At 37.0% G+C, this 23,625-nt stretch carries 24 protein-coding genes; 14 read left to right on the top strand and 10 right to left on the bottom strand.

Going from position 1 to position 23,625, the window contains the following annotated elements:
• Window positions 1–378: 378 nt before the first annotated feature.
• The gene (locus ACIPKN_RS16570) at window positions 379–1,044 is read left to right on the top strand and encodes a hypothetical protein (protein WP_400937950.1); all 666 of its coding nucleotides are present in this window, start codon (window positions 379–381) and stop codon (window positions 1,042–1,044) included.
• 108 nt (window positions 1,045–1,152) lie between these two features.
• Here ACIPKN_RS16570 and ACIPKN_RS16565 read toward each other — a convergent pair whose 3' ends face one another.
• Together ACIPKN_RS16565 and ACIPKN_RS16560 are read right to left on the bottom strand one after the other, a co-directional pair.
• Complete coding sequence (locus tag ACIPKN_RS16565; RefSeq protein ID WP_400937948.1) at window positions 1,153–1,662, bottom strand: hypothetical protein; 510 nt, start codon at window positions 1,660–1,662, stop codon at window positions 1,153–1,155.
• Between the two features lie 14 nt (window positions 1,663–1,676).
• Window positions 1,677–2,366: a B3/B4 domain-containing protein gene (locus tag ACIPKN_RS16560; protein ID WP_400937945.1), complete on the bottom strand. Its 690-nt coding sequence runs from the start codon at window positions 2,364–2,366 to the stop codon at window positions 1,677–1,679.
• Between the two features lie 59 nt (window positions 2,367–2,425).
• On the opposite strand from ACIPKN_RS16560, the gene queG reads away from it, so the two are divergent.
• Window positions 2,426–3,556, top strand: a complete 1,131-nt coding sequence (gene queG / locus ACIPKN_RS16555) for a tRNA epoxyqueuosine(34) reductase QueG (protein WP_142510868.1) — start codon at window positions 2,426–2,428, stop codon at window positions 3,554–3,556.
• Window positions 3,557–3,570: 14 nt separating this feature from the next.
• Complete coding sequence (gene trmL / locus ACIPKN_RS16550; protein ID WP_400937942.1) at window positions 3,571–4,044, top strand: tRNA (uridine(34)/cytosine(34)/5-carboxymethylaminomethyluridine(34)-2'-O)-methyltransferase TrmL; 474 nt, start codon at window positions 3,571–3,573, stop codon at window positions 4,042–4,044.
• A gap of 134 nt (window positions 4,045–4,178) precedes the next feature.
• Here the strand turns inward: trmL and ACIPKN_RS16545 are convergent, their stop codons facing one another.
• Window positions 4,179–5,024 (bottom strand): VOC family protein, encoded by an 846-nt coding sequence (locus ACIPKN_RS16545; protein WP_400937940.1) that lies wholly within the window; start codon window positions 5,022–5,024, stop codon window positions 4,179–4,181.
• A gap of 532 nt (window positions 5,025–5,556) precedes the next feature.
• Here ACIPKN_RS16545 and ACIPKN_RS16540 point away from each other — a divergent pair.
• Both ACIPKN_RS16540 and ACIPKN_RS16535 read left to right on the top strand, forming a co-directional pair.
• Window positions 5,557–5,733 (top strand): hypothetical protein, encoded by a 177-nt coding sequence (locus ACIPKN_RS16540; protein ID WP_185903579.1) that lies wholly within the window; start codon window positions 5,557–5,559, stop codon window positions 5,731–5,733.
• An 84-nt stretch (window positions 5,734–5,817) separates the two neighbouring features.
• The gene (locus ACIPKN_RS16535; protein ID WP_400937937.1) at window positions 5,818–6,648 is read left to right on the top strand and encodes an aldo/keto reductase; all 831 of its coding nucleotides are present in this window, start codon (window positions 5,818–5,820) and stop codon (window positions 6,646–6,648) included.
• A gap of 753 nt (window positions 6,649–7,401) precedes the next feature.
• Here ACIPKN_RS16535 and ACIPKN_RS16530 read toward each other — a convergent pair.
• From ACIPKN_RS16530 to ACIPKN_RS16520, 3 genes are all read right to left on the bottom strand, one after another.
• Window positions 7,402–9,576: a 5'-nucleotidase C-terminal domain-containing protein gene (locus ACIPKN_RS16530; RefSeq protein ID WP_400937935.1), complete on the bottom strand. Its 2,175-nt coding sequence runs from the start codon at window positions 9,574–9,576 to the stop codon at window positions 7,402–7,404.
• A 524-nt stretch (window positions 9,577–10,100) separates the two neighbouring features.
• Window positions 10,101–10,940, bottom strand: a complete 840-nt coding sequence (locus ACIPKN_RS16525; protein WP_142510873.1) for an RluA family pseudouridine synthase — start codon at window positions 10,938–10,940, stop codon at window positions 10,101–10,103.
• A 53-nt stretch (window positions 10,941–10,993) separates the two neighbouring features.
• The gene (locus ACIPKN_RS16520; RefSeq protein ID WP_370080976.1) at window positions 10,994–11,419 is read right to left on the bottom strand and encodes a disulfide oxidoreductase; all 426 of its coding nucleotides are present in this window, start codon (window positions 11,417–11,419) and stop codon (window positions 10,994–10,996) included.
• Window positions 11,420–12,086: 667 nt separating this feature from the next.
• Between ACIPKN_RS16520 and ACIPKN_RS16515 the strand changes: the two genes are divergently transcribed.
• The gene (locus ACIPKN_RS16515) at window positions 12,087–13,202 is read left to right on the top strand and encodes a GAF domain-containing sensor histidine kinase (protein WP_142510875.1); all 1,116 of its coding nucleotides are present in this window, start codon (window positions 12,087–12,089) and stop codon (window positions 13,200–13,202) included.
• 11 nt (window positions 13,203–13,213) lie between these two features.
• Window positions 13,214–13,861 (top strand): response regulator, encoded by a 648-nt coding sequence (locus ACIPKN_RS16510; RefSeq protein WP_142510876.1) that lies wholly within the window; start codon window positions 13,214–13,216, stop codon window positions 13,859–13,861.
• A 78-nt stretch (window positions 13,862–13,939) separates the two neighbouring features.
• On the opposite strand, the gene ACIPKN_RS16505 is transcribed toward ACIPKN_RS16510, so the two are convergent.
• The gene (locus ACIPKN_RS16505; RefSeq protein WP_400937930.1) at window positions 13,940–15,058 is read right to left on the bottom strand and encodes a response regulator; all 1,119 of its coding nucleotides are present in this window, start codon (window positions 15,056–15,058) and stop codon (window positions 13,940–13,942) included.
• A 623-nt stretch (window positions 15,059–15,681) separates the two neighbouring features.
• Between ACIPKN_RS16505 and ACIPKN_RS16500 the strand changes: the two genes are divergently transcribed.
• The 3 genes from ACIPKN_RS16500 (at window position 15,682) to ACIPKN_RS16490 (ending at window position 18,260) form a co-directional block, all read left to right on the top strand.
• Window positions 15,682–16,602, top strand: coding sequence for a helix-turn-helix transcriptional regulator (locus ACIPKN_RS16500; protein ID WP_400937927.1), 921 nt, complete (start codon window positions 15,682–15,684; stop codon window positions 16,600–16,602).
• Window positions 16,603–16,682: 80 nt separating this feature from the next.
• The gene (locus ACIPKN_RS16495) at window positions 16,683–17,423 is read left to right on the top strand and encodes an effector binding domain-containing protein (protein ID WP_400937924.1); all 741 of its coding nucleotides are present in this window, start codon (window positions 16,683–16,685) and stop codon (window positions 17,421–17,423) included.
• A 558-nt stretch (window positions 17,424–17,981) separates the two neighbouring features.
• Complete coding sequence (locus ACIPKN_RS16490; protein ID WP_400937921.1) at window positions 17,982–18,260, top strand: hypothetical protein; 279 nt, start codon at window positions 17,982–17,984, stop codon at window positions 18,258–18,260.
• Window positions 18,261–18,427: 167 nt separating this feature from the next.
• Here the strand turns inward: ACIPKN_RS16490 and ACIPKN_RS16485 are convergent, their stop codons facing one another.
• Window positions 18,428–19,756 (bottom strand): hemolysin family protein, encoded by a 1,329-nt coding sequence (locus ACIPKN_RS16485; protein ID WP_400937918.1) that lies wholly within the window; start codon window positions 19,754–19,756, stop codon window positions 18,428–18,430.
• 619 nt (window positions 19,757–20,375) lie between these two features.
• Between ACIPKN_RS16485 and ACIPKN_RS16480 the strand changes: the two genes are divergently transcribed.
• A complete protein-coding gene (locus ACIPKN_RS16480; protein WP_400937916.1) occupies window positions 20,376–20,528 on the top strand; it encodes a hypothetical protein in 153 nt (50 codons plus the stop codon).
• A 67-nt stretch (window positions 20,529–20,595) separates the two neighbouring features.
• On the opposite strand, the gene ACIPKN_RS16475 is transcribed toward ACIPKN_RS16480, so the two are convergent.
• Complete coding sequence (locus ACIPKN_RS16475; RefSeq protein WP_400937913.1) at window positions 20,596–21,015, bottom strand: hypothetical protein; 420 nt, start codon at window positions 21,013–21,015, stop codon at window positions 20,596–20,598.
• Between the two features lie 233 nt (window positions 21,016–21,248).
• Window positions 21,249–21,452, bottom strand: coding sequence for a YheE family protein (locus ACIPKN_RS16470; protein ID WP_142511084.1), 204 nt, complete (start codon window positions 21,450–21,452; stop codon window positions 21,249–21,251).
• 305 nt (window positions 21,453–21,757) lie between these two features.
• Here ACIPKN_RS16470 and ACIPKN_RS16465 point away from each other — a divergent pair, with 305 nt between their 5' ends.
• Genes ACIPKN_RS16465 through ACIPKN_RS16455 form a run of 3 tightly spaced genes read left to right on the top strand, consistent with a single transcriptional unit; the run spans window position 21,758 to window position 23,519 of the window.
• A complete protein-coding gene (locus ACIPKN_RS16465) occupies window positions 21,758–22,900 on the top strand; it encodes a DUF445 domain-containing protein (protein WP_400937911.1) in 1,143 nt (380 codons plus the stop codon).
• Window positions 22,901–22,917: 17 nt separating this feature from the next.
• Complete coding sequence (locus ACIPKN_RS16460; protein WP_400937908.1) at window positions 22,918–23,262, top strand: YlbF family regulator; 345 nt, start codon at window positions 22,918–22,920, stop codon at window positions 23,260–23,262.
• Window positions 23,263–23,309: 47 nt separating this feature from the next.
• Window positions 23,310–23,519: a hypothetical protein gene (locus ACIPKN_RS16455; RefSeq protein WP_400937906.1), complete on the top strand. Its 210-nt coding sequence runs from the start codon at window positions 23,310–23,312 to the stop codon at window positions 23,517–23,519.
• Window positions 23,520–23,625 lie beyond the last annotated feature (106 nt).

Below are 23,625 nucleotides of genomic sequence, written 5' to 3'. Positions count from 1 at the left end.
CATCTCTAATGAACTACATCTCAATTGTGTCTAACAATTGCAATGCAGATCAAGAGATGCTTTTTTGCTTTGCTGTATTTATTTTAATTGATTTAGAGCTATACAAGTCTTTATTGCTTATTAATAGGCTTGAGAAGCGATGAAACCTCGGCTTGTCTTTTGTATTTGCTTTTGTGTAATTGGGATTTAAAAAATTGGTATTCTATATATTATCTTTCCATAAAAACTTAATATTACACAAAATGTCGAAAAATGTTGGTTATAATTGTAATAGGATGATGCGATATAGTAATTTAAGTATTTTTTGCACTGAATTCTATTTCATTGAATCTAGTAACGTATATTTTTATTGATATACATTCGGAGGGAATAAAGGAAATGAAGAAAGCTTTATTATTACTTCTAGCAGTTATGCTAGTTGGATGTTCTGGAGAAGGAACAGAGAAGAAAAAAGAGACAGATGTAAAAAAAGATCAGGAAACAAAAGAAGCGGTCGTAAAGGAGGAGAAAATCGTTCCAATAAAATTTGAAGAGGTTGATCCTGAATCAAAGGCTGCGGTAGAAAAGTTTGTTAAAAAATACAATGTCAGAGCTAATATATATAAAAAGAATCCAGTTGAAGGAATTGAAATAGCAGAAATTCCAGAACCAATAACTAGTGAATTGAATAAAGAGGAAACTATTTTTTCACAAATTTTATTGGATACTGATTTTAAAAAACATAAGGGTCATTATAAAATAGACGTTCATTATAATGAAGATAAAAAAATAATTGGATATAATATTTTTATAGAAGGAATTCCCGCAACTGAATTAAATGAAGATGGAAAGGGAGGGGAATGGGCAGAAGGAATTATATCTGCTATGTCAATTGCTTATGCACTAGGATTGAATATCGATAAATTTGACGAAGAAAGTGATATTGCTTTTGACGAGGAAGTAGCTTATACATATACTGATCCTAACACTAAGACTAATGTAACTTTTCTGTTTGCTGATTGGGATATAGGGAAATTTGAAATTAAATATGATTTAAGTAAGTAGAACAAAAAGCATCCCAAAGCTGTACCCCGAATTGTTAAACACAATTGGAGGTACAGCTCTAAAAGGATGCTTTTTTTATTGTAGAAATAATAGCATTGGCGCTCAATATTAGAAATAACGAGAATCATCGAAGTTAATTTCAACACTATAATTCTTTGCATTGATCAGATTCGATAATTTATGGGCATCTTTTTCTAATATAATAGCACGTTCGCGGTACTCATCTGGCTCATACATAGCAATTTCATAAAGCATTGTATTTTCACCATATCCCATGCGTACACTCTCTTTTTCGTGCATACTAAACTGTTTACACAGCTCAGCATCTGCACGGAGCTGTGTTGCGAGCTCAATCGCTTCAACTAATGCTAGTTTGTCACCTTTAAAGTCTACTATGTTTTTTATATTTGCTTCATATACTAAACGATCCAATGTACGAACATCGAGACGTACTTGAGCTAATTCAGCTTCAATTACTTTCATTGCACGATTACTTGTTTTGGGTGCTTGTCCTTTTTCAACAGTTACAAAAGCGCTACGATGTAATTCGCCAACGAACTCTTGAACTTTTTTTGCTAAAATACTTTTTAGCTTAACGGCTTCAGCTAGATTAATCATGAAAACACGTCCTTTTACAGTGTAGTAGATGGTGCTACGTTTGTTAATAGGTCCATTTTAAAATCGCCGCCATGAATTTGATTAAACATCTTACCGGCAGATGCAAGAAGCTCTTGCGCACTTTCTTCTGATAATGATGGGCGTAGGTAGAAGATATGTAGAGCCTCAGTCGTTTCCTCCGAAACAGACGTACGTTTAGAATCGACAAATGGTGACCCAAATGCTCCTTCAGCATCACAGCTATAAAGGATATTTTTTAATGCATTAAAACGACCATTTAAGCCCTCATAGCCAGTATCCTCGTCGCCAAGTGCGATTTTTATATGTCCTTGTAGTTTAGCTACATCATATAAGCCTACCGGAATCTCATATTGGAGGGAGAAGAAATTATTTAAATCAACACCTGAGTGAAAGGGTGTTAAATAATTTTGCTTACTAACTCGGCGCATTAAGCTTTCTGCTGAGTGACGATAGCGGTTCGGATCTGCACCAAGCTTTTTCCATAGTTGTCGCCATTCTGCAATACCCTCTCGTTGCGTTACAGGATTATCTTGCATTTCTAAAAAGAGATTTTCCTGATACAATTGCATGCGACCTTTAATCATTTGAGGCGATTCTGCAACGACAATTTTGGTATAATGAATAATGCCGATTTTAAGCTCGGGATGTTGTGTCAATAGAGATTGATTAATTGAAATTTCCATAAAACATCACCTACTTTATCTATTTTTATTATTGTACCATGTAAGGAGTTGGGAATAAAATGAACATACATGACCTACAACGAGAATTTGTGGCGTATGCAATGTCCATTGGCGTCGATAAAATAGGCTTTACAACAGCAGCTCCTTTTACTGAAATGAAAAATAGACTGCGCCGTCAGCAAGAGCTTGGTTATCAGTCTGGCTTTGAAGAAAGCGATATAGAAAAACGTACCGAACCCCTACAATTGTTAGAAGGAGCAGAAAGTATTGTGGCGATAGCTGTCGCATATCCGTCGCGTATGCAAGATGCCCCTGTAGGCAAAAAGGGAGCAAGACGCGGGATTTTCTGTCGTGCTTCCTGGGGTGTCGATTATCATACAGCAATACGCGGACGCTTGAAATTATTATCAGCTTGGCTTGAAGAGCGAGTAGAAGGTGTGCGTTTTGAATCAATGGTTGATACGGGTGCACTTGTGGATAGGGCAGTTGCAGAACGTGCAGGGATAGGCTGGAGCGGGAAAAACTGCTCGATTATTACGCCAGAGTTCGGTTCCTATGTATATTTAGGAGAAATTATTACGAATATCCCTTTTGCTCCTGATAAGCCAATGGAGGATGAATGCGGGGATTGCCGCTTATGTTTAGATGTTTGTCCAACAGGCGCGTTAATCGAGGGAGGACAGCTAGACTCTCAACGTTGTATAGCCTTTTTAACACAAACTAAGGGAATGCTACCTGATGAGTTTCGTACCCATATTGGTAATCGTTTGTATGGCTGCGATACATGTCAGACCGTATGCCCAAAAAATAAAGGGAAGATTAACTGGATGCATGAGGAATTTAAACCTGATCCAGAGCTTGCAAAGCCATTACTTGTACCACTTTTAACAATTTCAAATCGTGACTTTAAAGAAAAGTTTGGACATGTTTCTGGTTCATGGCGGGGGAAAAAGCCAATTCAACGCAATGCTATTTTGGCACTCGCGCACTTCAAAGAAGAAGCTGCCGTCCCAGATTTAGTAGCGCTTCTTGAAAAGGATGAACGACCTGTAATTAGAGGAACAGCCGCATGGGCTTTAGGTAAGATAGGCGGGGAGCAGGCTCAATCCGCATTACTTAAGGCAGAAATAAAAGAACAAGACGAGGAAGTACTCGTTGAAATTAATAAAGGTTTACAATTTTTTAGTTAAGGGAGTGTACCGTTATGCCATTGCATATCGTTTTATATCAACCAGAAATTCCAGCAAATACAGGAAATATTGCACGCACATGTGCTGGCACAAATACTTCACTACATTTAATTCGTCCTCTTGGCTTTTCCACAGACGATAAAATGCTAAAACGTGCCGGCTTAGATTATTGGCATAGTGTCAATGTCGTGTATCACGATTCGCTAGAGGATTTTTTAGAGGTATCCAAAAATGGCGACGTTTATTTAATTGAAACCTATAGCGAAGAACCATTTACGACACATGATTTTAGTGATAAAGATCGAGATATTTACTTTATGTTTGGCAAAGAAACGACAGGTCTGCCAAAGGATTTTGCTTATGAGCGTCGAGATATGTGCTTACGAATTCCACAGAGTGAACATGTTCGTTCACTCAATCTATCGAATACAGCAGCAATTGTTATTTATGAGGCATTACGGCAACAAGGATATCCAGGTTTACATTAAAAAAGAAGTTCTCTCATAGCGGAGAACTTCTTTTGTTTTTTCGATAGAGGTGAAGGGATTCTGCAAAAGAAGGGAAGCACCCGTTAAGCGACGGATACAATCCTCACCCCGACGGATAGTACGTCACATCACTCTTAAAATTTCAATAAAACAACGATACCTGATGGATCCTCTGTTTGGAAACCACCATCTATATCAATAACAGGAGCACCAATGGAACGGAGATTTTCTTTCATTGTAGCTGCTTGCTCTTCATTATCTAGACGCAGTGAAAATGTTTGTAAGCCAACCTGATTTTTACCAAGCTTTGGTGCGTTTTCAGAGTGCCAAGTATTTAAACCGATATGATGGTGATAGCGGCCAGTTGAGATGAATAAAGCTTGTGCTCCATAGCGAGTGACAATCTCAAATCCTAATCCTTTTGTATAAAATTCTTCTGCGGCAGCTAAATTAGATACTGATAAATGAATATGCCCCATAACCGTATCAGCTGGTAGGCCATCCCATCTACCATCGCCTTCCTCTAATATAGAATGGATTTTAAGAGGTTCAGTCACCATATGCACTTGGTCGAAATGCCAAGTCCATTCATTTTCAGGGCGATCTGCGTAAACCTCAATACCATTATTATCAGGATCATTTAAATAAAGTGCCTCACTTACATCATGGTCAGATGCTCCGAAGTACACGCCATTGTTATGGAAATGAGTAATAATATTCGCTAAATCACGACGAGTAGGCAATAAAATTGCAAAGTGATAAAGGCCAGTTGTTAAGCTCGTTTTTTCTTCTACTGTTTCAGGTTGGACGATTGTTAGTAAGGCTGTTTTGCCATCAGCAGTTAGAGTTGCTCTATGAGATTCCTGCTGTAAAACTTTAAAGCCAATGACCTCCTGATAATAAGTTAATGAACGTTGTAAATCGCTCACTTTAATTTCAACATTTGTGACATATGTGTTAGGTTTTTCATGAAAATGCATAGTAAATTACCTCCAAATTTAAGTTATAATTAATCATCAACTTACTTTATGTAAGTAAGTGTATTTTATAAAGTACATATTGTCAAGTAATTATATTGTTCCAAAAAATAAGAGAAGTAACCGAAGTGGCTCATCGGACGCCCTCAGGAAAGCACTCGGTCGTAACAGAAATCAATTCCTCACTTTGCCGAAGAGCCAACTTTATTTAAGAGGGCACCTTATTTCATCACAATAGTTTAGCAACAACAAAAAAATCACTAAGCATATATTCATGCTTAGTGATTTTCTTGAGGTATTATTTGTCTGCTCTGTAGTCGCCTTCATAACCAGCAGTGAAAATTGCAGTTAAGAACGCAACAGTTACACCAATAATTAATAGTAAACTCATGGAAGAACCCTCCTCAGTTTATAAAGACATCTCTTTTTAGTATAGACTATCTACTATAAAAATGAAACGACATAGCGGAATAAAATATGTCAGAAATGGTTCAGAAATAACTATTTCGGGAAAACTATAAGAGAGGTGATAATAATGGAAAAAAAGGTTCCAAATATTGAAAACGGTACAATGGCTAGAAATTTTAAAGATTTAAAGGATTTAGGAAAGCAAATGGAGCATTTGCGTGATGGCCTAGAGCTTGTAGAAGACAATCGAATTCCAGATCCTATTCAAGTAGATGATTATGAAGAGGAAGCGAAGGATCAATAAGATATTACCCCTGAAATTTTCCTTATATTTCTTAAAACCAATTTTTTGTATAATGGAACTAGGAAAAGAAAGGGGTTGTTATTCTTGAATTTACAATCAACAAAAACATTAGCAAACGGTGTGGAGATGCCTCGTTTTGGCTTAGGTGTTTATAAAATGACAGAGCGTGATGAGACTTTGCAGGCTATTGATAAAGCTCTTAAATTTGGCTACCGAGCTATTGATACGGCTTCTCTTTATGGTAACGAGGTCGAGGTGGGCGAAGCTATTCGTCATTCAGGCGTTAAACGTGAGAATATTTTTGTGACGACAAAGGTTTGGAATAATGACCAAGGCTATGATGAAACATTACGAGCTTTTGAAGTTTCATTGAAAAAGTTAAATATGGATTATTTAGATTTATATTTAACGCATTGGGCAGTACCAGAAACATTTGAAGAAACGTATCGAGCAATTGAACGTTTATATGATGAAAAATTAATTCGTGCAACAGGTGTCTCAAATCACCATGAGCATCATCTACAAAAGCTATTAGCTAAAGCAAATATAGCACCAATGGTCAATCAAGTAGAGGTGCATCCATATTTACAGCAAGACGCATTACGAGCATTTTGTAGTGAGCATGGAATTGCTGTTACCGCATGGTCTCCATTAGGCCGTGGCGGAGTACTTGATAATCCAATGATTATGGAAATTGGTCGTGAAATAGGGAAGACGGCTGCTCAAGTAGTGCTGCGTTGGCATTTACAAAATGATACGTTCATTATTCCTAAGTCTGTGACACCTAGTCGTATTGAGGAAAACGCCCAGATTTTTGATTTTGAATTAACACTAGCTCAAATGGATAAAATAGCGACGTTAAATCGTAATGAACGATTTGGGCAAGACCCGGATAACTTTAAATTTAATTTTTAGTGCAATAGAAATCCCGCTCTCTAATTTGAGGAGCGGGATTTTGTAGTGTTGAAAAACAAAATAGTCAGGGAAATCTTTGTGGACATTCTGGCGAGTGATTTCCGTTCCAGGCTACTCGCTTTCCTGCGGGCGAGCGTCGAGCCGCTTCCTTCGCTCCGCTTCGTGCAGGGTCTCGTCTGTCTCGCTTTCCCGCGGGAGTCGAGTAGCCTTCCACTTCAATCAATGGTAGCGTAGACTTTTATAAATTAAATGCATGTCAAAAGTGAACACTATGATTACTCACCATAATTGAGCAAAATAGTCCTAAATAGTGACGCGATTGTATAGATGTTGTTACTATTGCGATGTTTTAGCAATTTATCGCTGGCGCTACGTTAACACTGCGCTTTCGCACTAAAATATCTGGTGCTGCCGCGTTGCTTTTGCACAGAAAATAATTGTTGCTAAAACTTCAGTTTTTATCACTCTAGATTAGAGCTATATGCAGAAGATACACACAAAGTGAAATGGTTGATTGGAGTGGAGGTTGGGCGACTCCTCGGGGATCAGCGTCACAGATGAGACCCTGGAGCGAGCAAAGCGAGTGAAGCGGCTCATCGGACGCCCCCAGGAAAGCGCCCAGCTGGAACGGAAATCAACCTCTCGTTTTGCCGAGGACCATACATTATTTAATTTGGTCTTAATTTCTTTGACACGATAGTTTTTCGATAACAGGAAATCCCGCTCTCTACCTAGAGAAGCGGGATTTTAAAATTATTTAGATTCTTTTACAAATGGAATGTAGTTAGAAAGCATTTTTGCCATATGCGCACGTGTCGCGTTGTTACCAGGCATAAATTTGCCGTTTACGCCGCTAACAATCTTTAAATCTTTCATAAGTGCAATAGCATTTTGAGCTTCAGCGTTATATTGAGAAATATCACTGAAATCAGCTTTTAAACCAGTTTTTGCATCGTGTTGTAGGTTGTATGCACGAGCAAACATTAAGGCAAGTTGAGCACGAGTTACATTTGTATTAGGATTGAATTTGCCATTCACACCTTGTACAATTCCTGCTTCAGCAAGTGCTGTAATTTCTTTTTGTGTTGCAGGATTTACATTCGCAAGATCAGAGAATGTTGCTTGACCTTTTGCTTCAAGCTTTAAGGCACGCGCGATAAATGATGCAGCTTGTGCACGAGTTAAGTTTGCGTTTGGTGAGTATGTTGTTGCAGAAGTACCTTTTGTTAAATCACGGTAATAAAGATCACGAACAAAGCCTTCTGTTTCTGAGCCTTTTGCGATATCTTTAAATGGAATTGTGGCGATAATACGTCCTTCTACTTTTGAATCAACTTTTTTCAGTGTATCTAAGTGTTCGATAAACATTTCATAGTCAATCGTACCAGGTTCACTTACACGGCCGTCCTCATAAACTTTCTTCAGTGTATCGTAGCCGTCGCCACCTTTAGCAGTAAATGTATTTGTTGCCGCTTTATAATAGGCTGCTTTATCTAGCTCTTTACCATTTAATTTAATAGACTTTACACGTTTACCAGCTGGTGCTTTACCGTCAAATTCTACTTGTAAACCAGAGAAGTGTAAGAAGCCACCGAATTCTTGCGGGAATTCTTTCACACTATGTTCAGCAATTTCATAGATTTCAGCACCTTTTAATTTTACGATGCCAAGAGCATTACCGAATGGCATAACTGTCATAACTTCGCCTACAGTGATATCTCCTGCATCAATGCTTGCGCGGATACCCCCACCATTTTGGAATGCAAATTGTACTTCTGGGTCAATTTTCTTTGCGCCAGCAAGCATACCATCAGTAATTAAGTTACCAAGGTTTGTTTCTCCAGCACGTACACCCCAAAGATTACGACCACCATTTAGAGGTGACACAGCTGTATTACCTGTTGATTGATTTAATATTTTAGAAATTTTTTCTTTATATGGAGCTAAAAGTGCTGTAGCTTCAGGATCTGCTGCTACAGGCTTTTCTTTATCATTTAAAGCATGTAACTGACCGAAGTAGTCAACAACAGCACCGTTATCGTCGAATGTTAAATCTAATTCACCTAAATTTTCGCTATATTGGCCTGTTTGAACGATAATTGTAGGGTTCTTAAATGGTGTTTCAGCTTTCACAGGCTTGTCTAATTTTGTATGTGTATGACCACCTACGATTACATCAATGCCTTCTACAGCTTTCGCTAGTAATTGGTCATTATCCCAATCAGCGGAGTCATCGTAGCCTATGTGTGTTAATGCGATAATTTTGTTAACACCTTGCTTTTCAAGTTCTGCTACTGCTTTTTTCGCGGAATCGATATAGTTTGCAAATTGAACGTTAGCAACGCTTGAAATCGTAGGTGTTTCTTCTGTTGTTAAGCTGAAAATACCTACTTGTTGTCCATCGATTTCTTTAATGATGCCATCATAAATTTTACCATTTTTAAAGTCTTTTGTGACTGTTTTAAATTGTAAGCCATTGAATAAAGAATCTTTCGAAAAATCTAGGTTGGATCCTAGTAATGGGAACTCTGCGCCCTTAACGAATTTAGCAAGTGCAGCATGACCTTCTGGGCTTGATCCTAAATCGAACTCATGGTTACCAAAAGTCATGGCATCATAACCCATTAAGTTCATTAACTTCATATCAGTTTCCCCAGCAAATTCGTTAAAGTATAAAGTACCAGAGAAAACATCACCAGCATCTAAAAGAAGTGAGTTTGTATTTGCAGCACGAAGTTCTTTTACTTTTGTTGCACGCTTTGGAGCATCCTCAACGTGTGCATGCGTGTCATTTGAGTGTAGAATTGTTAATTTGAAATCATCTTTCTTAGCTGTTGGTGTTGCTTCCGCTGCATGTGCGGCAAAACCAGGTGTAGCTAGTAAACTAGCAGCTAGAGTTGTTGCTGCAATACTTTTAACCCATTTCATCAATAAATTCCTCCTCATAGTAAGTCAGGTGACTGGACAATTTAATCTAATTCTATCATGAAAGAAATCCACCGTCATTACCAATAATGGAAATGTATAATAAATTTACTGTAAAAAATAGATGAAAGAAATGTTAAATATTATATTTATACTTTTTTAGAATTATAAGAAGTATCACAAAAAATTGGGTATGGGATTTATTGAAACGTATACTATGTATATAAAGTGATTGAAGTGGAGGCTGGGCGACTTCTTGGGGATTAGCGTCACAAATGAGACCCTACAGCGAAGCGGATGTTTTCTGTGGAAAACGAAGTGATAGCAACAACGATACGGCTCATCGGACGCCCCCAGGAAGGCGGGCAGCCGGGACGAAAATCAACACCACGTTATGGCGATACGCTAATTTTAAGTAAAGGAATATTACTTTTCTCAAAGATACAATGTCTTGTAAATTTGAGTATACAAAAACTGCACCTCGAATTGTTAGCTTATGTGCAACAATTCGAAGTGCAGTACGATAATTACTGCTGATCCTTTACAACGATCGCCTTATTTAAAAATGGATGCTCGAATTCTAATTGAATTGCATGGAGCTCATAGTCGCCACTTGCCGTTTCTCTTGCTCCATACATTGTATCTCCAATAATCGGATGACCGATATGTGCTAAATGTACGCGAATTTGATGTGTTCTTCCAGTTTCAAGAATTAGATGGACAACACAAGAGCTTTTATAACGTGCTACAACTTCATAATGTGTAACTGCATGCTGTCCTGTTTTTGAAACGACACGTCTTGTTGCGTGATGTCGGTCTTTTCCGATTCCTTCAGAAATCGTGCCAGATGTAGAGCGTAAATTCCCTTGCACTTCTGCAGCGTATGTTCGAATAATGGTTTTTTCCTCAATCATACGGTCAAAAATTGATTTTGCTAAAGGATGCTTGGCTACAAGTAACAAACCTTGTGTCCCTTTATCTAAACGATGGACATGCTCCGCATAAATGCCACCTTGCTCTTTAATATGAGCCATAACATGATTCATACAAGTGTGGGTATCGCGTGCATCATTTGGATGTGTCGACATACCTTTTGGTTTAGAAACGATCAAACAATGGTCATCCTCATAGACGACATCAATTGCACAAACTGGTGTTGGTTGATAGCTGGATGTCGGAATAGGGAATGTGAATTTTATGATTGTGCCTACCTGTAGTGGGTCATTCCACTGAATAGGCTCTCCGTCCATTGTTGTGATAGCCTTCGCCATTCGTAATTCATGGACTAGCTTTTTACCGAGTCGCCAATGAGTGCGTAATAGATCCTCGACTGTCAAATTATTCGTATTTATTTCATAGTGAAACATAAATCTTCCTCCGTAGAAAGACCGTATTCCAAATGTAGAACACGGTCTCATAATTATTTTGCTGTTTTCGCAGCCTTCATTACATAAAAGCTTGCCCCTGCAATTAAAATAAATGCAGTTAGCGCTAAAAATGGAATTGTGATAAAACCTAACCAGTTAATATATTGACCAGTACATGAAACAAGACCACAAGATGGTGCAGTATCAGCTAAAAAACTAAGCTTTTGAATACCATAATGGTAAAGTGATATACTGCCACCCATAATGGCAAAAACAGCAGTTGTAACAGCAATACGTGCATTTTTTTGAATAAAGGCAATGGTTGTCATAATGACAATTGGATACATGAAAATTCGTTGGTACCAACACATTTTACAAGGTTCATAATGACGAATTTCAGAAAAGTATAAGGAACCTAGTGTTGCAACGACAGAGACAATCCAAATAAATAATAAGCCATTTTCCACTTTTTTTGACATATCAATTCTCTCCTTAGTATAACCATGTACTTGTTCGATTATAGTTGTTCTAGTTTTATATGTAAATCAACTTACCCAAAATAAGGTATAATCACCAAAATATGTGGTTGATTTCCGTTCCGACTGGGTGCTTTGTAGCTGACGCTTCGCTTTCGCTACAGAAAACATTTGTAGCTGACGCTTCGCTTTCGCTACAGAAAACATTTGTAGCTGACGCTTCGCTTTCGTGCAGAGCAAAGCTTCCTAGGGGCGCCCGATGAGCCGCTTGGGGCAACAGATGTTTTTTGTGCGAAAGCGTAGTGTAACGTAGCGGCAGCAACAGGATGTTTTTTGTGCGAAAGCATAGTGTAACGTAGCGGCAGCAATAGGATGTGGTCACAAAGGCGTTATCACAGGACGTGATGGTTTTAGCTTCGTTCCCCTATATGCTCGCTCCATGGTCTCATCTGTGACGCTAATCCCTAAGAAGTCACCCAGTCTCCACTACAATCAACTTATTTACATAGTATACGTTTTAACAAAAGTCATCCACAACTTTTGGTGATGAACCAAAATAAGGTATATTTTATGAAAAATTTCAGTCTAAAGTATGAATGGCTAAGGCAGACGTTCCAGACTTTGAAATGTTATCATTAAAATTAGTAATGCCAAAGAAGAGGTGTTTTTTGTGAGGGACAATGATCATTCCAATATTGGTATTTTAAAAGAGATTGCAGAGTTATTAAACGAAGAAACTGAAATTGTGTCGATGTTAAAGGGAGCACTTGTGAAATTTTTAAATGGCACAAATTTTGAAACGGGCTGGATTTTTTTTATCGATGAAAAAGGGCGCTCAGAGCTTATTGTCCATGTCAATTTACCAGAGGCACTGGAGTATAAAAGTTGCCATTATTTAGAAAAAGGAGGCTGTTGGTGTGTTTCTCGCTATCGTAATGAGGAATTAAAGAAAGCTTCTAATATTATTGAATGTCAACGTATTGAAAGTGCAATTGCTGCAAATGTTGGCGATCACGAAGGCATTACACATCATGCAACTGTGCCGCTTCAATCTGGACAAGAGCGTTTTGGTGTCTTAAATGTTGCATCGAAGGATACCGTGCGTTTCTCAGAGGAAGAGCTAGCATTACTTGAATCGGTTGCATTTCAGATGGGGTCGGCCATCAAGCGTATTTTACTGACAAAGCAGGAGCAGGAAATGGCACTTGTGAAGGAGCGCAATCGTCTAGCTCGAGACTTACATGATTCCGTGAATCAGCTACTTTTTTCGGTTACATTAACGGCGAGAGCTGGTATTGAAATGACAAATGATAGTGATGTGAAGGAAACGTTTAAGGAGATCCAGCATTTAACACAGGATGCCTTAACAGAAATGCGTGCTCTTATTTGGCAGCTTCGTCCAAAAGGATTAGAAAATGGTTTGCTTGAAGCGATAAAAGTGTATGCTGAAATGCTTGGCTTGAAGCTTCATGTAACGGTTTCAGGTGTACTGCAATTCCCATCACGTATCGAAGAAACATTATTTCGGGTAGCTCAAGAAGCACTAAATAATGTTCGTCGTCATGCCGGTGTTCTGGAGGCTGCACTTTATATTACGGTTACTTCTACAGATATTTTACTTGTTATTCGTGATGAGGGACGAGGCTTCGTCATCGATCATAACACGAAGCTACTTTCGATAGGCTTGCAATCCATAAAGGATCGTGCAAAATCAGTAGGTGGCAAAGCTGATTGGGTTAGTGAAATTGGCAAAGGAACAGAGCTGTTAATCCGCTTGCCATATTAGGAGGGAAGAGTATGATACGTGTTTTAATCGCAGATGACCATCATGTAGTGCGTCGTGGATTATTATTTTTCTTAAAAACTCAGAAAGATATTGAAGTTGTAGGAGAAGCGAAAAATGGTCTTGAGGCAGTAGCTTTAGCGGAAAGTATACAGCCAGATATTATACTTATGGACTTGGTCATGCCTGAGATGGATGGGATTCAAGCGACGAAGCGCATTAAAGCTAAGTTTCCACAAATAGAAATTCTAATGCTGACAAGCTTTTCAGACCGTGATCATGTAGTGCCAGCAATGGAGGCAGGAGCTGCAGGCTATCAGTTGAAAGATATTGAACCTGATGAGTTGGTATTGTCCATTCGTCGTATTATGCGAGGCGAAAATACATTACACCCAGAAGCAACAACAACTCTTGAAATGGACCGTCAAGAATCAAAAAATGCACCTCATGTTTTAAACCCTCTAACACCTCGTGAACAGGATGTACTTGCAGAGCTTACAAAAGGGAAAAGTAATCGAGAGATTGCGTCCTCTTTATTCGTTACAGAAAAAACAGTGAAAACTCATATTTCTAATATTTTCACGAAGCTACAGGTGCAGGATCGTACGCAGGCGGCTCTTTATGCTGTGAAGCACGGACTGACAGAGGGTAGTGATGTATAAAAAAATAGGAAAATAAGTAAAACGACGAGCTCCTACAAATTGTAGTAGCTCGCCGTTTTTAATGTATGAATCCTGTATTTATTTTTGAACAAAAAAATTGTTAGAAATATCAATTAATGTAGGGCTTGGCGAAATCGATAGGTCATCTTTTAGCTTCTGTTCATAAGCTAGGAATAATTTGTATGCCTGCTCATGAAACCCTGCATTTATTAAAATGTGTAAATAGTGCTCAAGTTTTTGTTCATTATATGGATCAAACTCTAATAGTCTATTTAAAAAATTTAATGCTTTATCAATATTCGTTAGTAATGTTGCTTGAAAACCTTTTTCTAATAAATCTATGTATGATTTCGTCAGCTTATCTTTATAGGCAGTAGCCCACTCATAATCATCATAAATGAGTAGTCCATTTCTATAAATTGAGAGACATTGATTGATCAATGAAATCGGTGGGAAATCTAACTTCGTGAAATCCTCATAATATCTATGAAAGTCATATAAATCACAAAGGATGTTCGGTTTCTCGAAGATATAGTATTTGTTTGAAAAGATAATACAGTTTGTATAACCTATATTATTTAAGGTTTTTCTTAAATAAGAAAGAGCGGTATGAAGATTCGATTTTGCTCGTACATAGTCTAAATCCGGCCATAGAATTTCAATTAAATAATCCCGATGAATAGGAATGTTTGGATGTAATATGAAATATACAAATAACTCCTTTGTTTTCTCGGTTTTGAAGGCAACTAAGCTGTTGTTGCTATATGCGGCAAATTGATTAAAGCATTGTACGTTTAACATAGTTTTCGAAGCTTTTTTAAGCATTTGCTGAATGGAATATTCATGCTCAATACGAGAAATAGTTTTTTCTAAGCGAGCATGACTAATTGGTTTAAGTACATAGTCAAGACCTCCGATTTCATATGCTTGTAAAGCAAATTCTTTATAGGAAGTTATAAAAATAACACTAACATATGGACGATCAGTTTTGATAATATCAGCCAATTCAAGCCCAGTTAGTTCATTCAGCCTTGCCTCTAAAAAAATGACGTCAAATTCTATTATTGGAAGCTCATTTAAAAATACTTCTACACTTGTAAATGTTTGAATTACCTGTATTTGCTGAAATGCTTGTAGTTTATTTTGAAAATAGTGTAATGCTAAGGGTTCATTGTCTATTAAAACGGCTCGAATCACATCAAAATCTCCTTTTTTACAATTAAATTTAAAACCATTAATCTCTAGTTCGTTGTCTTTGAAAAGGCTTCTCAAAAATAGGGTGGCACTAAAAGGTATAATTCTACATAAAATTAATAATTGGATACCAAGATTTAGCTTCGTATTCTGTTTCTCATAAGTTAGCGTAGGGTCTCCCCAATGCTATATCTTTGTACAGGATTTATCGTTTAGCTTTTTCTCAATGTTGTCTCGTACCTTTTTGCAAAGAAAATTAAACTTCCACAAATTATTACTATAAAGTTTTTCTTTCAGGCCCTTATATAGAGAGGATAGAAGTTTTATATGTTGTGTTAAGAGAAGTGAAATAATTTTATAAGCGTTTGTTAAAAACAACGAAAAGCAACGTAGCTATAGTAGAAAAAACGTAATAGCGCCGATTATAAGTACCTAAGTTGTTTTTTTCTTATATTGTAAAAATAGTATAATGAATGTAATAATTTATCAGGCGTTATTATAGTACATTTGACTTAAATAAAACTCAAAAACTACTTAAAAAATACTTAAAAGGGATAGGTGATTAGTAAGTAAAACGATGTAATTAGCATTAGGAAAACTAAGATTTATCTTAAAGGAGTACAAATATGAAATTAGAGCGTTTATTAACGATGACGATGATTTTAATAAATCGTAAAAAGGTGACTGCCCAGGAGCTTGCCGATTTATTTAATGTGTCCGTTCGTACTATTTATCGAGATATTGAAACGTTGAGCTGTGTTGGGGTTCCTGTTATTAGCCAGCAGGGGGTTCATGGTGGGATTAGTTTGATTGATGGCTATCGTGTTGATAAGCAGGTGTTGACGAAGGAGGAGCTTACGTCACTTTCTATTGCCATTAAAAGTGCATTAACAACATATGAGGATTCACATGCTGAAGCAGTGCTTGAAAAATTAACAGGTGTTGCGGATGAGGAAGTAAAACAATCGATTGATCAGCTGTTTATTGACCTTAGTCCTTGGGGGCCAAATGTTATTTTCAAGGAACAGATTACGTTATTAAAAAAAGCAATTGAACATGAGCATTGTATAAGCTTTACGTACTCTACTACACATGGTCATATAACAAGACGATTATTAGAGCCACATACTTTAGTACAAAAGGGAAAGGTTTGGTATGTTTATGGCTATTGCAAGTTGAGAGAAGATTTTCGCTTATTTAAAATTTCAAGAATGAAGGATATACAAGAAGAGATGACAACTTTTCAGCGCAGGGAAGTCAACTTATCTGAACTCCCATGGGATAAAGAGTGGCATAACCCTCAAAATGTAGTAAACCTTATGTTATCTTTCGATTGTGCAATAACGACATTAGTAGAAGAATCATTTGGCGCTGAGCATGTAGATAATGAGAATTCAACTATTAACATTTCATTACCTGAGGATGAATGGCTATACGGCTTTCTTCTTAGCTTTGGCAATCGCTTAAAAGTTTTAGAACCACCTCATATTTGTGAGATTGTATTAAATCGAGCCCAGGAAATTGTGGAGTTGTATAAAGAAATTTAACTTCTTTCAATTGATGACATACAGTTGTCAGGTTTCCTTTGTTATAGTCGTAACAAATAGGACGAAGGGTGGATTTAATCATGCAAAGTTATTGTCAAAGCTGTGGAATGCCATTAGTGGATGAGGCATTACTTGGTACAGAAAAAGAAGGACACAAAAGTGAGTATTATTGCACATATTGTTATGAAGTAGGAGATTTCAAACAGCCAAATCTAACAGTTGAAGAAATGATCGAAATTTGTGTACCGCATTTAAGGGAAGACGGTATGGCGGAAGAGGAAGCACGCCAAATGTTGACGTCTTTTTTACCAAGCCTAAAGAGATGGAGAAAACATGATATACAAGAACCAATTATGATGAATAAAGAATCATTTAAAATTGTAGGAATTTCAGAGCGAACAAGCAATGCGAATGAAATTACCGCTCAAGCAAAGATCCCGCAATTATGGTCGGATTTTTATCAGCAAAATGTTGTAGGACAAATAGCTAATGCAGTAAATCAAGTAACGTATGGCTTGTATTCTGATTATGAAACGGATGTTGACGGAGAATATGCCATTACACTTGGAGTGGAAGTATTAGCTACCGACGAAATTCCTGAAGGTATGGTTGTAAAAACAGTGCCAGCTGCTAAATACTTAGTTTTTACTTCTGACAAAGGTCCATTTGAAGAAGTTGTTGTAAAAGCTTGGCAGGATGTCTGGGCTTGGCTTGCAAGTTCAGGTGTAGAGCGAACATACACAGGTGACTTTGAAATGTACGATGAACGATGTGCCAACCCACAAGAAGCTCAGGTCGATATTTATATTGCAATTAAATAATTTAACTTCTTTCAGCAAGTGTTTTATGTAACGTAAGTGAAACGGCAGTTACAAGTGTTTTATGTAACGTAAGTGAAACGTCAGTAGAAGTCTCCCGCCTCTATAGGTGGTGAGATGATTGCAGTTTTAAGCCACTTTTCAGCGGGTGTCAAACATCCGTACCTGTCGCTACGCTTTCGGTACAAAAGACATCCGCTGAAGGAACTTAAAGCCTCAGCGGATGTCACCGAATCGGAAAGGAACATCTGTTGCTGACGCTGCGCTTTCGCACAAAAAACATCTGCTGGCCTAAGCACAAAGCCGATTCCGGACGCAATTATGCCGAGTCATAATTGATACAAATTAAGCCCCTTATCTATGATAGATAGGGGGCTTGTTTGGGTCAACACTACACGTTATGGTGATAATCCCTTATTTGTTTAAATTGGTGGATTCTAGAAATGCGTTTTGTATAATAAAGGAAGAATATTCTGATACCCGTTAAGTTTGTTGTCGTAAAGGAAATTAAGCCGAATGATGGTAATGAGTCGTTTATTACTGTAAGGAGGGGAGAGTTGTATGGCTAAGAAAAAAGTAGGAGACATTTTAAGTGTTTCATCGTTAGTACCCGTGATAATAAGTGTTATTTTTTTCTATATAAAAAGAGGGCCCGATTTTGATATTTATTTTGGTATCGCCCTGTTTAGCATTTTATCAATCATCGGTATTATATTTGCTGTAGTCTCTTTGGTATTGTCTAAAAAACATATTTTCGGTTGGATCGGTCTAATCACAAATGTATTAGTTTTGGTTTATGCTTATCTATTACAGTTAGCAATGGGAATTGGTGAACCATAAACCTTTTTAGTGTTGAAGCTCAAATTTAAACATTAAAAAACAAGTCTCTTACCAATAATTGGTAAGAGACTTGTAGACATTTGCTGGAGCAATTACTGATATTTCTATCTTCTTTCAGCGCTTGTCCAAATTCAATTATGCCGAGGCATAATAGATTTTTTTTTCAGTTACTCATCGTTGTCATTTGATAAATCACGTTCAGGTAATTTCAGAACCTCTAAGTATAAAATATGGTGACCATCTAATTCTTTTGCGATAAATTCATAGCCTTGTTCTTCAATACTGTCTCCTTCGACTGCGTCAAAGCGCATTGTCATGAACCAACCACCGATTGTATCAATATCATCATCTTCTATGTCAGTACCTAGCATATCATTAACGTTTTCTACTAGCATCTTCGCATCTAAAATAAAGTGATCTTCTGCAATTTCTTGTACCTCTGGAATCTCATCTTCATCGAATTCATCTTGAATGTCACCGACAATTTCCTCAATAATATCTTCAATCGTAACTAGACCAGATGTTCCGCCATATTCATCCATTAAAATGGCCATATGAATGCGTTCTCGCTGTATTTTTAGCAACAGATCGTTAATTTGCGTTGTTTCCATTACGCGAATAATTGGCTGCATATAGTCAATCACTGGCTTATCACCATTTGCAGGATCTTTAATGTAAGCGGTTAATAAGTGCTTCATATTGACTAAGCCGATAATATGGTCTTTGTCACCATCGATAATTGGGTAACGGGTATATTGCTCAACGCCCATTAAATCGAAAACCTCTTTAATCGTTAGTTCTTTTTCAATACCGACGATTTCAGTACGTGGGACCATGATTTCTTTTGCAAGACGATCAGAGAACTCAAAAATACTGTTCACATATTCATATTCTGAAGTATTAATTTCTCCACCTTTTAAACTCTCTGACAAAATCATTCGTAACTCTTCTTCAGTATGGGCTACTTCTGATTCTGACATCATTTTCAAGCCGAAAAGGCCTGTTAAGCCACGTGCAGATCCGTTTAACAGCTTAATGATTGGATACGTAATGTTGTGGAAAAAAATTAATGGGCCAGAAAGGTTTAATGTTACAAATTCTGCTTTTTGGATGGCAAGTGTTTTTGGCGCCAATTCCCCCATAACTACATGCATAAACGTTACAATTGAGAATGCAAGTATAAATGAAAGGACAGTAGTAAAGTTTTCACTCAAATTTAGAAATTCAAACACTGGATTCAAGATAATCTTAAATGTAGGTTCACCGAGCCAACCTAGACCTAAAGCAGTGATCGTAATACCTAATTGACATGCAGATAAGTATTCATCTAAATCTGAAATTACACGTTTTGCATTTTTTGCTTTTTTATTCCCTTCGGCAAGCAATTGATCAATACGTGTAGATCTTACTTTAACGATTGCAAATTCGGTTGCAACGAAAAATCCTGTCATTATTATTAGTAGGGCAAATGCCGCCAACCTTATGGTTATTTCCATTATGTCTCCGTCCAAATAATTCCTTTGTCCCCGCCCGAATGAGGGAGGTAAACAAAGTGTACACCTCCTATGATATTAAAAAATTGTTGAATGATTTAATCATAAAATATTTATAGGCAAAACACAAATATTGACAACAATTTTTTTAACTTCTTTCAGCGGGTGTTTAAACATCTGATTGCTGCCGCTACGTTAGCACTGCGCTTTCGCATAAAAACTATTTGTAGGCAAAAGCTCAAAGACGATTTCGGCTGCATTGATTATCTGCACGATAGTGTCAAATGTTTTTTGTAGCGAAAGCAATGCGACAGCGGCAAATGATTTCTGCGCGAAAGCAAAGCGACAGCGGCAATTATGCCGAGACATAATTGATTTGATTTTTACACCCGTAAATCGTAAAAATTAAATAATTTCAAACACCAAAAGATTGAAAATAGAAATTTGTTATGCTAACTTTAAATATAGCAAAGAAGATAGTTTGTTTAGAGAATGAAGCATTTAATCTCATATAAAACGACACGTCAAAAATCTCAAGAATACTTGCGGATTTTTTTAAATGAATTATTTTTAATAGCAACAAAAAGGAGCCATCTCATTCATATGGGGTGGCTCTTTTGTTATGTTGAAAAATAAAATGAATGGTGTCATAGTATCGCTCTTCAGCAAAATAAGGGGGGATTTCCGTTCCGGCTGGGCGCTTACATCGGGGCAACAGATGTTTTTTGTGCGAAAGCGAAGCGACAGCATATTTGATTTTGGTAATGAAAGCTAATTTCAATATATTTTTTCAACAAAAAAGGAACCAATCTCATTCAATGAGACGGCTCCTTCTGCTTTAATTATTTATTGTTGTTGAAACGTAATTTTAAGCACGCTTTTTCCACATCGTGAAGCGTTTCTTTAAATGGTATTTCACCTGAGTAAAGTGCAATTGTAACAGGTGCTTTTTCTGTTATACCTTGCTGTGTAAAAATATAATTTTTGTCCTTATACGTTAAATATATATTTTTTACAGGCCTTTTTCCGAAAGTATTAGTAGATGAATTGAAAAATCCTTTTAGTTGACTGCAGTATTCATTGTAAAAATCACTTTTAAAGCCAGAAAGAGCCTCAAATTTTTTACTATCAATAGCTTTAGCCTCATTCGCTAACTCGAAAATTCTAGCGGAAAATTCGGAAAAAACTTCTTTTACTTTTGCACGAATTAATGCTTTTGAATTATAACTGTTTAAGTCATCAGAAAGAGTGACTTTACTCATTGAAATAGCCCCCTGCATAAAAAACCTTTAATTCTTAATACCATAAATGTATAAGAAAAATAAGGGAATTTCAATATACTTAACCATTTTTAAGATAATAGCAGTGTATAAATTAGTAAAAAATAGGTGTTTTTATGCAATTTAGGACAGGAAAATACTACTTGTATCTTCATACAGCAATTTTCTATAGCCAAAGCAAAGCGACAGCTACAATTACGCCAAGGCGAAATTGATCAGTCGTAAACATGGTACAACATAAGTTCATGAATCATTTTTTTTACATCTTCTTCGTTTGGAGGGATAGTTCCATTCCATTGTATAGCGCCATCTTTTAAGTACTCCGCTGTGTAACGTTCACGTTGATAGAAGAACGAAATAGACCACCCTGGAAGCTGTGAATTTTCAAATAAAGGCTTAAAGCTAAAATGCTGAATCATAACCAAACCCCATTTCTTATTTATGTAGTTAATATTATTCAAGGATAGTGGTTATTTTGCAACTGTAATGAGCCAGAAAAATTATTTTGCTTACGTACGCACGTTTTTCACTGATTCCCGCTACGGGCTACTAGACTCCAGCGGGAAAGCAAGTGCTCGTTGCGGGAATCAGAAATAAAGGTGGATAAAAATAGTTAATCTAATAGAGGGTATTTCTTTCGTAGAAAATCATTGCTCTGCTATAATTAGTGCAGCAGGCGACAAAATACGCCAATAGTGAATACAATTGAAATGAGAGGATACGAATGGATAATTTTATAGTGACATTACTATTTATGGCAATTATAGGTGCTGCAATCGGTGGTGTAACGAATCACCTAGCTATTAAAATGCTCTTCCGACCGCATAAAGCTATATATATTAAAAATTGGCGAGTGCCCTTTACACCAGGTCTTATTCCAAAGCGACGTGACGAATTAGCAAAGCAACTTGGGTTAACGGTTGTGAATTATTTGTTAACACCTGAAACTTTTAGAAAGAAATTTTTCTCAAAGGATATTCAAAATAAGGTAGAACAGTTTGTACAAGCAAAGGTAGAAGAAACGATTTTTACTAATGATAAAACAATTCAGGATTGGCTATCATTAGCTGGGCTTTCCAATATGTCAGCAACAATTGAACAAAAGGTAGAAGCAATTGTTGAGGGACAATTTGAATCGGTTAAGAATACACTATCAACGAAATCAATTCGTACACTATTATCAGCAGATATTCAAAAAACTATTGATGCAAAGATACCAGTAGCGGTTGATCATATTTTAGAAAAGGGTGAGGATTATTTTTTATCACCTGAGGGCGAACTGACAATTAAGGCGATGATTGATGACTTCTTATCGTCAAAAGGATCACTTGGTGGAATGATTAATATGTTTTTAGGTGATTCTTCGTCGCTCGTAGCAAAGGTTCAACGTGAACTTGTGAAACTTTTACAGGCACCAGGAACATCAACATTACTAACGAAAATTTTCACGCAGGAATTGGAAAAATTAAAAGATCGCCCAGCAATGGATTTCTTAAAGGATATTCGTTTTGAACAAATATTAACGAAATTACAAACTTACGTAAAAGAGCAATTAGCAGTTGAAGAGCGCTTGAATTATCCTATTGCGCATTACTGGCCAGAAGGTAATTCATGGATGAAGGAAACAGTAATCCCACAAGCAATTGAAAAAGCTTTTGTCAAAGCTGAAGATAAATTAGAAGATGTGTTGAAACGCTTAAATTTACAAGAAGTAGTACGTGAGCAGGTTGATTCTTTCCCTGTATCAAAATTAGAGGAACTTGTACTAGGTATTTCAAAGCGTGAGTTTAAAATGATTACAGTACTTGGTGCAGTTCTGGGTGGATTGATTGGGATTGTGCAAGGGTTAATTGTTTACTTTATTTGAAAAGGAGAATTATGTTTATGTTTAATATTTACAATGAAATTAATGCGTTAGAGGCAACTTTACGTAAAACACCTGAATTTGAAGCGTTAAAAGAAGCAGTGGCAGCTGTTAAGGAAGATGAAGAGGCATTAAATTTATTCAAAAATTTCCGTAAGGTTCAAATTGACCTACAGCAAAAGCAGTTAACTGGCCAAGATATTTTGGAAGATGAACTTGTATACGCGCAAAAAGCAGCACAGCTTGCACAGCAAAATGCAAAAATTTCTACAATGCTTGAGGCAGAAATGAAGCTAAGTAAGATCATTGAAGAAGTAAACCGCATTTTAATAAAACCTATTCAAGCATTGTATGAAGAATTATAACAGCGAAGAAAAACAACTAAGCGGCGGAAAAGCATGAATTAGCGGCGATGTTCAACATCAAAGCGGCGGAACAACATGAATTAGCGGCGAAGTTGAGCATCAAAGCGGCGGAACAACATGAATTAGCGGCGATGTTGAGTATCAAAGCGGCGGAACAACATGAATTAGCGGCGATGTTCAACATCCAAGCAGCAGAGCAACAGGTTTTAGCGTCACAAACGAGAGTCCTGACAAAACAGATGCTATCATCAAGCTGATCAAATAGCTTTCTTAGGCATAAAAATACTAATAGTTGCACATATAACAAGTAAGAAGAAAAACGTGTTTCCGCAAGCCGGAGCACGTTTTCAATTTATGGCTCAA

Source organism: Lysinibacillus sp. NPDC086135 (genome assembly GCF_044746345.1).
In the GTDB taxonomy this organism is placed as follows: domain Bacteria; phylum Bacillota; class Bacilli; order Bacillales_A; family Planococcaceae; genus Lysinibacillus.
This window is presented reverse-complemented; position numbering and strand designations above follow the sequence as displayed.